This window comes from Brevibacterium sp. UCMA 11754 (assembly GCF_021532275.1).
Taxonomy (GTDB): Bacteria; Actinomycetota; Actinomycetes; order Actinomycetales; family Brevibacteriaceae; genus Brevibacterium.
Genome location: NZ_JACBOT010000010.1, coordinates 79,352 through 93,364, shown reverse-complemented (window position 1 = coordinate 93,364; position 14,013 = coordinate 79,352). Strand labels below are relative to the sequence as shown.

Annotated in this window: 13 protein-coding genes; 10 read left to right on the top strand and 3 right to left on the bottom strand. The window is 63.9% G+C overall.

Annotated features, from left to right (window positions below; all coding sequences use genetic code 11):
• The 8 genes from ssd to HX613_RS05980 all read left to right on the top strand — a co-directional run bounded on the left by ssd (position 1) and on the right by HX613_RS05980 (position 5,433).
• Entirely contained in the window at positions 1-1,008 is a 1,008-nt protein-coding gene (gene ssd / locus HX613_RS06015) for a septum site-determining protein Ssd (protein WP_235344499.1), read from the top strand.
• Positions 1,005-2,174, top strand: coding sequence for a TadA family conjugal transfer-associated ATPase (locus HX613_RS06010; RefSeq protein WP_235344498.1), 1,170 nt, complete (start codon positions 1,005-1,007; stop codon positions 2,172-2,174). The genes ssd and HX613_RS06010 overlap by 4 nt, the downstream gene beginning before the upstream one ends.
• Complete coding sequence (locus HX613_RS06005; RefSeq protein ID WP_235344497.1) at positions 2,174-2,851, top strand: type II secretion system F family protein; 678 nt, start codon at positions 2,174-2,176, stop codon at positions 2,849-2,851. Before HX613_RS06010 ends, HX613_RS06005 begins: the two co-directional genes overlap by 1 nt.
• Before the next feature lie 5 nt (positions 2,852-2,856).
• Positions 2,857-3,447 carry a type II secretion system F family protein gene (locus tag HX613_RS06000; protein ID WP_235344496.1) on the top strand — a complete coding sequence of 197 codons (591 nt, stop codon included), beginning with the start codon at positions 2,857-2,859 and terminating at the stop codon, positions 3,445-3,447.
• Positions 3,448-3,538: 91 nt separating this feature from the next.
• Entirely contained in the window at positions 3,539-4,141 is a 603-nt protein-coding gene (locus HX613_RS05995; protein WP_143922100.1) for a GNAT family N-acetyltransferase, read from the top strand.
• Positions 4,142-4,311: 170 nt separating this feature from the next.
• Positions 4,312-4,692 carry a DUF4244 domain-containing protein gene (locus HX613_RS05990; protein WP_235344495.1) on the top strand — a complete coding sequence of 127 codons (381 nt, stop codon included), beginning with the start codon at positions 4,312-4,314 and terminating at the stop codon, positions 4,690-4,692.
• Between the two features lies 1 nt (position 4,693).
• Entirely contained in the window at positions 4,694-5,119 is a 426-nt protein-coding gene (locus HX613_RS05985) for a TadE family protein (RefSeq protein WP_235344494.1), read from the top strand.
• Positions 5,116-5,433 carry an Rv3654c family TadE-like protein gene (locus HX613_RS05980; RefSeq protein WP_235344493.1) on the top strand — a complete coding sequence of 106 codons (318 nt, stop codon included), beginning with the start codon at positions 5,116-5,118 and terminating at the stop codon, positions 5,431-5,433. Before HX613_RS05985 ends, HX613_RS05980 begins: the two co-directional genes overlap by 4 nt.
• Positions 5,434-5,461: 28 nt before the next feature.
• On the opposite strand, the gene HX613_RS05975 is transcribed toward HX613_RS05980, so the two are convergent.
• Positions 5,462-7,738, bottom strand: a complete 2,277-nt coding sequence (locus HX613_RS05975) for a DEAD/DEAH box helicase (protein WP_235344492.1) — start codon at positions 7,736-7,738, stop codon at positions 5,462-5,464.
• Between the two features lie 55 nt (positions 7,739-7,793).
• Here HX613_RS05975 and HX613_RS05970 point away from each other — a divergent pair, with 55 nt between their 5' ends.
• Both HX613_RS05970 and topA read left to right on the top strand, forming a co-directional pair.
• Positions 7,794-9,506, top strand: a complete 1,713-nt coding sequence (locus HX613_RS05970; RefSeq protein WP_235344491.1) for a DUF7059 domain-containing protein — start codon at positions 7,794-7,796, stop codon at positions 9,504-9,506.
• Positions 9,507-9,641: 135 nt separating this feature from the next.
• On the top strand, positions 9,642-12,488 hold the full coding sequence (gene topA, locus HX613_RS05965) for a type I DNA topoisomerase (protein ID WP_235344490.1): 2,847 nt from the start codon (positions 9,642-9,644) through the stop codon (positions 12,486-12,488).
• Positions 12,489-12,618: 130 nt separating this feature from the next.
• Here topA and HX613_RS05960 read toward each other — a convergent pair whose 3' ends face one another.
• Both HX613_RS05960 and HX613_RS05955 read right to left on the bottom strand, forming a co-directional pair.
• Complete coding sequence (locus tag HX613_RS05960; RefSeq protein ID WP_235344489.1) at positions 12,619-13,143, bottom strand: GNAT family N-acetyltransferase; 525 nt, start codon at positions 13,141-13,143, stop codon at positions 12,619-12,621.
• Positions 13,144-13,205: 62 nt separating this feature from the next.
• Complete coding sequence (locus HX613_RS05955; RefSeq protein WP_235344488.1) at positions 13,206-13,940, bottom strand: lipoate--protein ligase family protein; 735 nt, start codon at positions 13,938-13,940, stop codon at positions 13,206-13,208.
• Positions 13,941-14,013: the final 73 nt, after the last annotated feature.

Below are 14,013 nucleotides of genomic sequence, written 5' to 3'. Positions count from 1 at the left end.
ATGCAGGTAGCACTCATCACCGACCTCGGCGCCATCACCGACGAATGCGCACGAGTCGCCGAAAGCATCGGCATTTCGCTCAAGGTCCTGCCTCCGGACTCGGGCGGCTGGCAGAACGCCTCCCTCATTCTCCTCGGCGAGGATGTTCGCGAAGCTCCGGCCACGGACCATGCGGACCGCATCCTCGTCGTCCTCGACGGGGACGAACCCAGCTCGGCGTGGAAACGTGCGGCCCACCTCGGCGTCGAACAGTTGGCGGTTCTGCCCTCGGCCGCGGAGTGGCTGAGCGGACGTATGATCGCGGCCGTCGAACCGCCTGTGGCCCCCGGCGTCACTGTCGGCGTCGTCGCCGGGTGTGGAGGAGCTGGCGCCTCGGTGCTTGCCTGTGCTCTCGCCCGCCGTGCCGGTCCGGATGTGAGCACGGTCCTCGTTGACGCTGATCCGCTGGGCGGTGGACTCGATCTGGTGCTCGGGGCAGAACAGGTTCCGGGCCCACGCTGGGCCGATCTCAGCGCATCACGGGGAAAGCTTCGGCCCTCGACGTTGAGTCAGGCGCTGCCCCGACACGAGGGCTTGGCCATCCTGTCGTGGGGCCGCGACGACATCCTTGACCTCGACCCGGACGTATTCGACGACTTCCTGGCAGCCGCCGGACAGGCGTTCGAACTCGTCATCGTGGACTTGCCTCGCCACGCCCCACCACAGTGGACTCGCCGCTGCCATCACGTCCTGCTCGTCTCCCCGGCACGGGTCCGGTCCGCAGTCGCAGCGTCTCAAGTCGCCAAACGCCTGTCCCAATCCCATCCCGACGTCCGTCTTGTCGTTCGCGACACCGGCGCCGGAGGTCTTGACGCCGAGCTCCTCGCCGAATCCATCGGACTCGACCTCGCCGGCAGCATCCGTGACGATCGTGGCCTGTCCGCCGCCGTCGACCGGGGCGAGGGCATCCCCGGCGGGGCACGACTGGGAAAGCTCGTAGACCGGCTTCTGGGGGAGTGGGTGGAATGAGCGAATGGCTCGACGCCTCACTCGTGGCAGAGGTCCGCAAGACTCTGCTCGACAATCCGGGGCCGGTGACCACAGCTGCCGTCGCCGAGGCGGTTCAACGCACCGGGCGGGTGCTCGGTTCCAGCGCCCTCCTCGAACTCGTGAACCGACTGTCCGCGCAGCTCTCCGGAGCAGGTCCCCTCCAATCAGTGCTCGAAGTCGCTGACACCACCGATGTGTTCGTCAACGGACCACGTGAGATCTTCGCCGACACCGGAACGGGACCCCGCCTTCTCGACCTGTCCTTGGGTTCTGAGGACGAAGTGCGGTCATTGGCTGTGCGCTTGGCGGCTCTGGGCGGCCGCCGTCTCGATGATTCGAGTCCGTTCGTCGACGTCAGGCTGCCCGACGGGGTACGTATGAACGCGATCGTGCCGCCGATCTCCGGTGAGCACACGACGATCTCCTTCCGAGTTCCCCGGCACGCCGGTTTCACCTTCGACCAGCTGCTCACCGGCGGATTCATCCCCGAAGAAGTGCACGAACTACTCATCTCGGCGGTCCGGTCCCGAGCCAACATCCTCATCTCCGGCGGCACCGGAACCGGAAAGACGGTCCTCCTCGGCGCGCTTCTGGGCCTTGTCGATACAGAGCACCGCATCGTCATCGTCGAGGACTCCCGAGAGCTCATCGTCGGACACTCCCACGTGGTCCAACTCGCCGCGCGTCAGGCCAATGTCGAGGGCGGCGGTGAAGTGACGCTGACGGACCTCGTTCGAAACGCCCTGCGGATGCGGCCCGACCGCCTCGTCGTCGGAGAGTGTCGAGGCGCGGAGGTGAGGGACATGCTCACCGCGTTGAACACCGGCCACGAGGGCGGCAGCGCCACGATCCACGCGAACACAGCCGAAGCCGTTCCCAGCCGCCTGGCAGCGCTGGGTGCACTGGCGAATATGAGCCCACAGGCCGTGTTCTCACAGTTCTCAACGGCAATTGACCTCGTCATCCATCTGCGCCGGATCGGAGCCGACCGAGGAATCACAGAACTGGCCATCCCCACCAGGGAGAGCAGCAGCGGGGTGACGATGGAACCCGTCTGGGGCCGACCATCCCCATTGTCCGAGGGCACCTTCAACCGTCGAGCCTTGAGCCGATTCGAAGCAGTGCTCGAGCAGAAGGCTGCCTGATGGTCACCGCCATCGCCGTGCTGGTGGCCGTGAGCATCATCCTCAGCGCGCCGCTTGATCCGGCATCGCGACTGCAGGATCTGCTCCGCACACGCCCGGACAGGGACGACTCCCGCCGGGGTGGACGATCGACCAAAGAAGATCCCGAACAGGACAAGCTATGGGCCATCTCTGCGGTGGAGAACTGTGCGCACCTGCTCAAAGTGGGAATGACTCCGCAGGCAGTGATGGCGACCCTGAGCCGGCAGAACGCACAATTGGCACCGATGTCTCGAGCGATCTCCTTGGGCGAGGAACCCGGACGAGCTATTGCTACCAGGGGAGCAGCACTGCCACCTGCAGCCGCCGAAGTCTTCGCCGGCATGTCGTCGGTGTGGACCGTGTCGGAGCGTTCCGGTGCACCCGCGGCCGACATGATTCTCCGCTATGCCAAGGCACAGCGCAGCGCCCTCGATGCTGATCGGGAGAGACGCATAGCGATGGCCGGGCCCCGAGCGACAGTCCGAGTCCTCAGCTGGCTGCCGTTGATCGGGGTCGGACTCGGGCTGCTCATCGGCGTCCAACCCGTTGAACTGTTCTCAGGACTTCCTGGCCGCCTGAGCATCGGCGGCGGTCTCGCCCTCTACCTCGTCGGGCGCTGGTGGATGCGACGAATGATGGCTCGGGCGGAGCGCTGATCGATATGACCACAGTCCTGATGGGAGTGCTCATCGCGATGGGAGTCCTGTTGTGGTCAGGCAGATCCGACGGGCGGCTGAGACGCCTGCTGAACGGACGGAGTCAAGGACGGCAAGGCGGTGTCGAGGCACCCCAGAGCGATTCCCAGCCGGACTCGAAGAACCAGTCTCGGGTCGTCGATGACCTGCTCGCCTTCGACCTCGATCTCGTGGCCATCTGCCTCACCTCCGGGCTGCCGATCCCGGTCGCTCTGGCATTGACCGCCGAGGCGACAGGCGACCGGTCCGGGTTGGGGCGAATCTCGCGGTCCATGACGATCGGGGGCCAGGACCTGTCTGACGATGATCGGCTCATCCCGGTGCTCGAAGTCTTCGAATTCTCCGAACACACAGGCGTCGGACCCGCACCACTCATCGAGTCCGTCGCGAAGGAGCTCCGGGACTCGTCTCGCAGGCGCAGGCAGGAGGCGGCGGCCGCTCTGGGCGTCAAACTCGTCGTGCCGCTCGGAGTCTGCATCCTCCCAGCCTTTCTGCTCCTCTCGGTCGTTCCCGTGGTCATTTCGCTGCTGTCTGACCTGACGACTGTCTTCTTCTGACAGAACCTCTGACCCATGGGTCGACCACGCTTACTGACTGTCGTGAGTGATTGTCGACCGACCGTTCAGCTGGCCTTGGTAAGGTCGGGGGATGGCACCGGTTACGCCCTTCAATCAATTGTCCAACGTCGAACAAGCCGAAGAATACGCCGACAAGCTCTTCACCGGTCGGCACGTCAGGCTTCGTCCGCTGCAGCAGGAGGATCTGCCCTACCTCGAACAGTGGTGGTTTGATCCCTCGATCGTGGTCCTGCAGAACCACACGGTGCTGCCGCGTCCCGAGGGCGGGGTGTCCGAACAGTTCGCACTGTGGAGCGCGAACAAGGACACCGATGCTGTCGGTTTCAGCATCGAGCTGCTCGAGACCGAGGAATTCGTCGGTCACGTGACACTCTTCGGTCGGAATTCGATCAACCAGTCCGCCACCTTGGCTATCGTCCTCGGACCCGAGTTCCACGGTCGCGGCTATGGCTCGGATGCCGTGCGTCTGGGCATCAAATACGGCTTCCTGCAGTTGGGACTCAATCGTATCGAGCTGCAGACATGGGCGTTCAACACCCGCGGCATCGCATCGTACACGAAGGCCGGATTCGTCGAAGAGGGACGTCGCCGTGAGGCTGTCTTCTTCAACGGTCGCCGTCACGACGAGGTCCTCATGGCAATCCTCAAAGAGGAGTGGGCCGGCCGGGGCTGACTCGTGGGCTTCAACCTGTGGAATCCGCCTCGACTCGTGTGCGTTTCGGCTGTGGACGCTGAACCTGTTTCCACAGCCCGAGTGTGAACTCTGGACGTGAATCCTCGTCTCATCCAACACTGAAACCCTCATCGCAGACCGCGAATGAGGGCTTCAACGAGGAGGAGACTATGAGCATAGAGACAAAGCCGACCGACTGTGACGGGCCACCCTACCCGCAATGGGGTCAGGCACGAAGCGTCGATACCAGCGATGTCGATTGGGCCGGAACAGCCCAGTACTCCGGAGCCGGCCCTGGTACCGGCTCCGGAGCCAGCACTGGCACCGATGCGGTTGCTGCTGCGGGTGCCAACGACGATGAAGAACCCTGGCGATTAGATGGCACTCCAGAACCCTGGGGTCCAGACGCGGGGGCAACGACCGCAGAATATGCGATCACCACCCTTGCTGCCTGCGGATTCGCGGCGCTTCTGGTCGTCATCCTGAAATCGGAACCGATCAAAGAACTCGTCACCGGCGTAATCCAGACCGCCCTCGGGCTCGGAGCCTGACATGGCGACCGGATGCTCCTGTGACTCACGAAGACAGAAGCAGCACCGGGATGCGGGAACGGCCACCGCCGAATTCGCTGTGGTCATGCCCGCCATCGTGCTTCTCATCATCGTACTCACAGGGGCAGCCGCCGTCGGCTTCTCCCAGTTGAGAGCCTTCGACGCAGCCAGATCTGCCGCCCGAGAGATCGCCCGCGGTGAACCTCAGGCAGCGGTCGTGACCGAAGCCAAGAAGCACGCTGGAAATGCGTCCGAGGTGCTGGTCCGCTCCGAGGGGGGATATTCGACGGTGACCGTCACCATCGAACTCCCCGCAGCGATCATCTTCCTCAGCGAAGTCGAAGCAGCAGCGACGGCGCGAACAGAAGGAAGTCGCTCCACAGCCGACGAGGCCCTGGGCCAGCCCGCTTCGGGTGGACTGCCGTGACGAACATCGTGGTCGGGCTGTGCTCGATGATCCTGGTCCTCGTCACCGCTATCGGCGGCCTCAGTCAAGCCTTCGCAGCCCACAGCACAGCGCAGAGTGCCGCCGACCTTGCGGTGCTCGCGGCAGCCGACGCAGTTCGCGGACTCGCCACCGGCGATCCCTGTGACATCGCCAAGGAGGTCGCGAAGCGCAACGGCGCAGCCGTCAATGACTGCCGAGCCTCAATGTCGGAGCAGAGCGCATATGTTCAGGTCGAGGTCGACATCCCCGGCCCGCTGCCGAAGGTGAAGGAAAAGGCCGTGGCCGGGAAATAGAGGAAGTGGTCAGCAACGACGGAGATTGTCAGTCCAGGACGGCGCGCAGCAGTCGCAGAGCCGCATCCTTCTCCAATGGTTCATTGCCGTTGCCGCATTTTGGTGACTGCACGCACGAAGGACAGCCGTCGACGCATTCGCACGCGGCGATCGCATCACGTGTCGCGCCCAGCCACCCTTCGATGACCTCGTAGCCGCGCTCGGCGAACCCGGCCCCACCGGCGAGCCCGTCGTAGACGAAGACCGTGGCCATTCCGGTGTCAGCGTGCAGCGCGGTGGAGACGCCGCCGATGTCCCACCGGTCGCAGCCGGCGAACAGCGGCAGAAGACCGATCGAAGCATGCTCGGCTGCGTGGACGGCACCGGGCAGGTCGGCATGGACGATCTCGGCTTCGTCCAACAGCGTCTGCGGAATCGTCCACCACACGGCTTTGGTCTCCAGGGTGCGTTCGGGCAGATCGAGTTCGTGTTCGGCGATGATCGCCCCACCGCGCTTCGCCCGCATCCGGTAGGCGATGACATGGTCCTTCACATCGACCGTCCCGCTGTGCACTGACACACCGGAGGTGAGGGTCCGCTGCTGATCGGTGTCGACGATGTCGATCTCGGTCTGGGACCGGGCCTGCGTCGTGTAGTCGACCTCGGCACGTTCGACCAGCGCCACATGATCCTCGAGATCAAGGTCGAGGACCGTGAAGTCGGCGCCCTGATGCGTATAGACCGCACCGGGATGAGCCCCAGTGAAAGCACCGGACTCGTCGACGGTGCCCAACAGTGCACCCGTGCTGGCCTCGACGAGTCGGAACTGTCCACCCCCGCTGCCACGGATGTCGGACATATCCGCCGCGGACGAGTCCTTCGCCCAGAACCACCCGGTGGGTCGTGCGCGCAGGAGCTTTCGCTCGACTAAATCAGCGAGCACCTCGGCTGAGTTGTCGGGGAAGTGAACGAGATCCGCCTTCGTCAGCGGTACCTCGGCGGCTGCGGCACACAGGTGCCCGCCCAGAACATGCGGATTGCCGGGATGGATGACACCAGTATCGACGGGAGCATCGAAGATGACTTCGGGATGGTTCACGACATAGGTGTCCAGCGGGTCATCACGGGCGATGAAGACGGCCATCCACCGCTGTCCTGCACGTCCCGCACGACCGGCCTGCTGCCACAGTGATGCAAGGGTTCCGGGCCACCCGGAGATGATGACGAGGTCGAGGCCGGAGATATCGATCCCGAGCTCAAGAGCGTTCGTCGACGCCACCGCCAGGAGGCGTCCTGATCGCAGTGCCGACTCGAGGAGTCTGCGCTCCTCGGCAAGATAACCGCCGCGATAGGCCGCGACCTTTTCCTTCAACGAGTCATCGACCTGACCGACCTGGTCACGCACGGTCGACGCCAATGCTTCTGTGCCGCGGCGGGAGGCGATGAACGCAATCGAACGATAGCCCGCGCACATTGCGTCGGTGAGGATATCTGCCGCTTCGACAAGGCCGCTGCGGCGCTCGCCGCCGGGGGAGACCGGTGGCTCCCAGAGAGCGAAGCTGCCCGAGGCGCGAGGAGACGAGTCCTGGCTCACCGCGTGCACTTCGCGTCCCGTGAGCTTGGAGAACGCCTCATCCGGGTTCGCCATCGTCGCCGACGCTCCGATGACCACAGGGTGAGCCCCGTAATGCGCGGCGATGCGCAGCAGGCGACGGAGGATCAGCGCCACGTGGGAGCCGAATACTCCCCGGTAGCGGTGGGCCTCGTCGATGACGATGAAGCGCAGCGACTTGAATAGCCGAGCGAACCGTTCGTGCTGCGGCAGGATCCCGCGGTGGAGCATGTCCGGGTTGGTGAAGATGATGTTCGCATGCCGTCTGGCCCAGTCCTTCGACGCCTGGGAGGTGTCCCCGTCGTAGGTCGCAGGCCGCATGCCCTGGACGATGAGCTTCTCCAGATTCGCCAACTGATCAGCGGCCAAAGCCTTGGTCGGTGCGATGTAGATCGCCGAGGAAGTGCGCAACTTCGCACGGGTGCTCTGAATCGATTCGAGGACCGGCAGCCAGAACCCCAACGATTTCCCCGAGGCAGTCGGAGTGGCGATGACGACGTCCGAACCGTCCCTCGCCGCCTGCGCTGCTTCGAGTTGGTGGTCCCACAGCTGATCGACCCCGATGGCATGACAGGCGTGTTTGAGTTCCTCGTCGATCCACTCCGGCCAGTCCGACTCATGTTCGAACCGCTGTGGAATATCGCGCACGTGGACGATCCGTTCATCCCTGGCACCGAATCCGGTGACGATGTCGAGAAGAGCAGAAGAGGCCATGGCCCCAATTATGGCGCAGTCAGAGTCCTCGAGGTGCAGTCGCTAGGATTTGTGTGTGATTGAACAAGACATGACCCTCGTGGCAGACCGACTCTACCGGGCCGGATACACCGAGCCACGGCTCCGACAGTTCTGGGGTGGACCCATCGCCTCCGCGCTGGTGCGCAACAACGCTGCCCCCGCGATCCACTTCTGCCAGACGGTGCTCGAATCCGCCCAGACACAGATGGAAGCACAGGAGCCTGGTGAGGCCCCACAGCGGTTCGACGAGCACCTGGCGACGCTGACCATGCTCTTCCACTTCCATCGCGAGATCAGCACCGAAACTGCGCGTGCAGCCCTCGGCGACGACGCGTTCGATATCGCAGTCGACAGCGGACTGCTCGTGACCAGCAGCCGTGGCACCACAGACGATGGTGACGCGATTTCGAACGCCGAGGTGGGGGAACCGGGAACCGTGTCCGCTCCGTTTGCGATCACTCCCTATGATCTGCCGGTCGGTGTTCCACGCGGGTTCCGCCCCGGCGACGAAAACCTCTATCTCGTCAGCGACCATGGAACTCTCATCAACCCCGATGTTCTCGACGGCGACTTCGTACTCGGACTCGGCGGGGCCGGGCGCACGCTCGTGTCACTGACGCCGCGTGACCATGTCTCCATCTCCGCCGACATCGGCACCGGGTGTGGAATCCAGGCTCTGCTGCTGGCCCGGCACAGCGACCGCGTCATCGCCACTGACATCGCAGAGCGCGCTCTGCACCTGACCGGACTCAGCGCCGGACTCAATGGCGTGGACAACATCGAACTCCGGGCAGGATCCATGCTCGAACCGCTCAGCGAACCAGTCGATCTGCTCGTGTCCAACCCACCCTTCGTCATCACCCCACGCACCACCGTGGCCAACTTCGAATACAGGGACGGCGGGATGACCGGCGACCGGCTGGTGCGGTCCCTGTTCACCGCGATTCCCGACCACCTGCAACCGGGCGGACGGTCAGTGTGCCTCGGGAACTGGGAGACCACCTCGGCGGTGGATGCAGGGCCGGAGGCCTGGGTCACGGACCCGGATACCTCGGTGCTCGTCATCGAACGTGAGGCGCTCGACCCCATCGCCTACGCAGAGACATGGATCAGAGACGGAGGCGTCCCACGTGCCAGCGAGGACTGGAACGCGGCAACTGCAGCCTGGATTGAGGACTTCGACACACGTGATGTGACCGAGGTCGTCTTCGGATACGTCATCATGCACAAGTCAGAAGGCACGTCGACGGCAGATAACGATGCCCCAACAATTGCCGACCACACGATCGTCGGCAACGGCGAACAGCCATCATCCGTGTTCAAGACAAGGGTCAGGACCACCTCGGCGATAGCGAACAATCCGCATGGACTCGGACAATTCATCGCGACCACATTCGCGTTGCGATCGTGGCTGGCGACTGCCGGCGCCGAAGAGATCGCGAACACCATATTCACCCGTTCCCCGGACCTCGTCGAGCACCGCCACCATATGCCCGGAGAATCAGACCCGAACTCGATCACGCTGGAACAGGGCATCGGATTCGGACAGGTATTCGACCTCGACACAGCCCTCGCCGGATTCGTCTCGGTCGCCGACGGAAGCCTGACTCTGCGGCAGACAGCGGTGGCTCTTGCCCAGCTTCTCGACGTCAACCCGACAGCACTCGAAGACCAGCTCATCGCTCAGGTGAGACAGCTCGTCACCGCCGGTGCACTGTTGCCTGTGAACGAGGGGAAGCAGGAATAACGGTAGTATCGAAAACCGTTGCCGTTGAGGTTCACTGCATCAACCCGATGCAGGTCGGGCACGATCATCAGTGTTACATTGGGCCGGATCGTCCGTTTATTCGATCAACCGGCGCCGTGAGAGGAATGTGAAAGCGTGACCACAACCGAGAAGCAGCCCCGCCGTCTCGTCATCGTCGAGTCCCCGACGAAGGCGCGAACGATCGTTGGGTACCTCGGAGAGGGTTACGACGTCGAGGCGTCGGTCGGCCACATCCGCGATCTTCCCACCCCGTCCGAACTCCCGGCGGACATGAAGAAGGGGCCGTACGGAAAGTTCGCTGTCGACGTCGACAACAACTTCGATCCCTACTATCGCGTCGACCCAGGCAAGAAGAAGAAGGTCACCGAACTCAAGCGCCTCCTCAAGGATGCCGACGAGCTCTATCTCGCAACAGATGAGGACCGGGAAGGTGAGGCCATCGCCTGGCACCTTCTCGAGGTACTGAAGCCGAAGATCCCCGTCAAGCGCATGGTCTTCCACGAGATCACCCGCGAGGCCATCGAGCGGGCCCTGGAGAACACCCGTGAGATCGACACCGCTCTCGTCGACGCACAGGAGACCCGCCGCATCCTCGACCGCCTCTACGGCTACGAGATCTCGCCCGTCCTGTGGCGCAAGATCCGTGCGGGACTCTCCGCCGGCCGTGTCCAGTCGGTGGCAACCCGACTCGTCGTCGAACGCGAACGCGAACGCATGGCCTTCGTCTCCGCCGACTACTGGGACCTCGACGTCGACTTGGGACTGGCCGATGGCACCAGCCCGTTCGCCGCGAACCTCTCAACCCTCGACGGCGCTCGAGTGGCCTCGGGCCGAGATTTCAATGACAAGGGTGAGCTGAAGAACTCATCGGCCGCCGTCGTCGACCAGGCCAGGGCCGAAGCGCTGGCCACGGAGCTCAACGGCACCGCGAAGGACGCGCTGACGGTCACTGCCGTCGAGTCGAAGCCGTATTCGCGCAAGCCTGCGGCACCGTTCACGACCTCGACCCTGCAGCAGGAAGCCGGCCGTAAGCTGCGCATGAGTGCTCGTCAGGCCATGCGCACCGCCCAGTCGCTGTACGAGCACGGTTACATCACCTACATGCGTACCGACTCCTCTGCGCTGTCGGGTCAGGCGATCTCCGCGGCACGGAAACAGGTGACCGAACTCTACGGTCCCGAATTCGTTCCGCAGTCGCCTCGCACCTACTCGGGCAAACAGAAGTCGGCGCAGGAGGCCCACGAGGCGATCCGTCCCTCCGGTGACTCCTTCCGCACCCCGGCCCAGGTCTCGAAGTCACTCAGCGGCGAGGAGTTCCGTCTCTACGACCTGATCTGGAAGCGCACAGTCGCCAGCCAGATGGCCGACGCGAAGGGCAAGACCGCAACGATCAAGGTCCGCGCCGACCTCGCCGACGGCCATGATGCGGGCTTCAGCGCCAGCGGCACCGTCATCACCTTCCGCGGGTTCCTCGCAGCCTACGAAGAGGGCACCGACGCCGGACGCTATGACACGAAGTCCGGCGAGTCACGCCTGCCGCAGGTCGAAGAAGGACAGTCGCTGTCCGTGGTCAAGGCCGAAGCCGACGGTCACACGACGGCCCCACCGCCACGCTTCACGGAAGCCAGCCTGGTCAAGCAGCTCGAAGAGCTCGGCATCGGCCGACCGTCAACCTACGCCGCCACGATCTCTGTCATCCAGGACCGCGGATACGTCACCTCCCGCGGCAATGCGCTGGTACCCAGTTGGCTGGCGTTCTCCGTCGTCCGCCTCCTTGAGGAGCACTTCACAGGCCTCATCGACTACGCGTTCACCGCCGACCTGGAATCCGAACTCGACCGGATCGCCATGGGCGAGGAAGACCGCAAAGCGTGGTTGGCCCGCTTCTACTTCGGCGACAAGTCCCAGGACCGCGAAGGGCTCAAGGAAGTCGTCGACGACCTCGGCGACATCGACGCCCGCGAGGTCAACACCGTGCGGATCAGCGAAGGCGTGAATCTGCGCGTGGGTCGTTATGGCCCCTACCTCGAGGTTCCGGCCTCCGAAGAGGGCGCGGACCCGAAGCGCGTGTCCGTGCCCGAGGATCTGGCCCCGGATGAGCTGACCGCGGCCAAGGCCGCTGAACTCATCGAATCGCAGGGTGATGGCGACCGTGAACTTGGTGTCGACCCAGAGACCGGACACACGATCGTGGCAAAGAACGGGCGCTTCGGCCCCTATGTCTCCGAGATTCTGCCCGAGCCCGAAGAGAAGCCCAAGCGCGGAGCGAAGAAGCCGAAACCGCGCACCGGATCCCTGTTCAAGTCCATGGACCTGAACTCGATCGACCTTGAGACGGCACTGACCCTGCTCAGCCTTCCTCGGGTCGTCGGCCAGGACGAAGAGGGCACCGACATCACCGCCCAGAACGGGCGCTACGGTCCGTACCTGAAGAAGGGCACGGACTCACGGTCGCTGACCGACGAAGAGCAGATCTTCAACATCACCTTGGACGAGGCACTGAAGATCTACGCCCAGCCGAAGCAGCGCGGCGGCCGTCAAGCCGCAGCACCATTGAAGGAACTGGGCGAGGATCCCATTTCGAAGAAGCCGGTCGTGGTCAAGGACGGTCGCTTCGGCCCCTACGTCACCGATGGTGAGTTCAACGCCACTCTGCGCAAGGACGATACGGTCGAGTCGATGAACATCGGCCGTGCCGCCGAGCTCCTGGCGGAAAAGCGTGCGAAGGGACCGGCGAAGAAGAAGGCGCCGGCGAAGAAGGCACCAGCGAAGAAGGCCCCGGCTAAGAAGACGACGGCTGCCAAGACGACCGCCGCAAAGAAGACCCCGGCGAAGACAGCTGCGAAGTCGACGACGGCCAAGAAGGCCACGACGGCGAAGTCGACGACAACGAAGACCGCTGCCGCGAAGAAGACGACAGCTGCTAAGAAGTCGACGACTGCGAAGCCGAAGACTCCCTGACGAACCTGGGTCGGCTGGCATCGACGCCCCTTAGGTGGACGTTTTGGACTGATTTCCCGCTCTGGGATCGGCCCAAAACGACCACCTAAGGGGCGTTCACAGTGGCTGAGATGCGAGTCATCGGCTCTTATTAAGCACCTTCACCCGATGCGTTTGCACCTGATATGTTCGCGGCTGATTCAACGGCGAACGAGTGCAGGGCCTGACCATCGAGACGGAAGGTCTCCCACTCGTCCTGAGCCGTCGCGCCCAGCGAGCGGTAGAACCCGATCGAGGGTTCGTTCCACTTGAGCACGCACCACTCCAGTCGGGTCAGCCCCCGTTCCTGGCAGATCTGGGCCAAGTGCCCCAGTAGGGCTTTGCCCGCCCCGATGCCGCGATAGTCAGGGTCAACGAACAGATCCTCGAGCCAGATCCCGTTCTTTCCAGTCCAGGTGGAGAACGAATGGAACCAGATTGCGATGCCGATGATCTGCCCATCCACCTCGGCGACGAGCCCATAGGTGTTCGGACGGCCATCGTCTGGGAACATCACCGCAGCGAAGTCGTCCTCGGTGGCGTCGACCGCGTCGGGTTCCTTCTCATACACGGCCAGAGCATGGACAAGTCGCAGAATGTCCGGCAGATCGTTCTTCGTCGCCTCGCGCACATTCATGAGGTCATAGTCTCCAATCGCTTCAGCGTCACAGTGCAGGAATTTTCGCAGCTCTAGGGGTGTCACAGCACGTGAGTGCCGATCTTCTCCGGGAGCGCCGCGAGCTCGTCGGCGGTGGGCTCACCAGGCGTGTGCGGATCGGCAGAGGAATAGTAGGAGGCGAAGGCCTCGGCGACGGCATCGGTCGTGATCTCGGGGTGGACTTCACTGATCGAACCGCCAGTGGCCGGGTCCCACTCGATGCCCAGGGCCGCCTCGACGTCGGTGAGGACGGCACGGATGGGATCAGGATCCTCGACGATCACGGAGGACGAGAACAGCCACGCCCCCGAGACCACCCGCTGCGCAGTTCCGATCGCCTTGATCAGACCGGCGACGTTGACGCTGTGCTCACCGGGGCAGTATTCACCGGGAATCTCGCCGAGGCGGGCGTCGACTCCGATGCCCCGCAGCACCTCGACGTAGTCCTGCCCGAATCCGGTGAACCTGGCAGTCGTGTCCTTGATGAAGGCATCACTGGGCTCGATGTGGTCGATGACCAGGGACCCCCGATGATATGCGGCGGCTCGTCCGCCGAGGCTGCGCAGAGCTGGGGTGAAACCGTGATCTCGGGTTGCTTCGACGGCGCTCGGGAACCCGGGGAGGAAACGGTCTCTGGCCCCGAATGCCACCGTCGGAGCAGGGCGGTACATCCGCAGGGTCGCCCCGCGCCTGCCATGCTTGACCGAGTCGAGGAGGACTCGGGCGAAGGCGAGCTCCTCGATCGGACTCAGCCCGGTGGTTGCAACTGCTGACATGGCGGTATTGGTTGGGTGCACGCAATCAAGAGTAGAGGATCAGGCGTGGGTGAGAAGAGATCCGGCCTGTTCC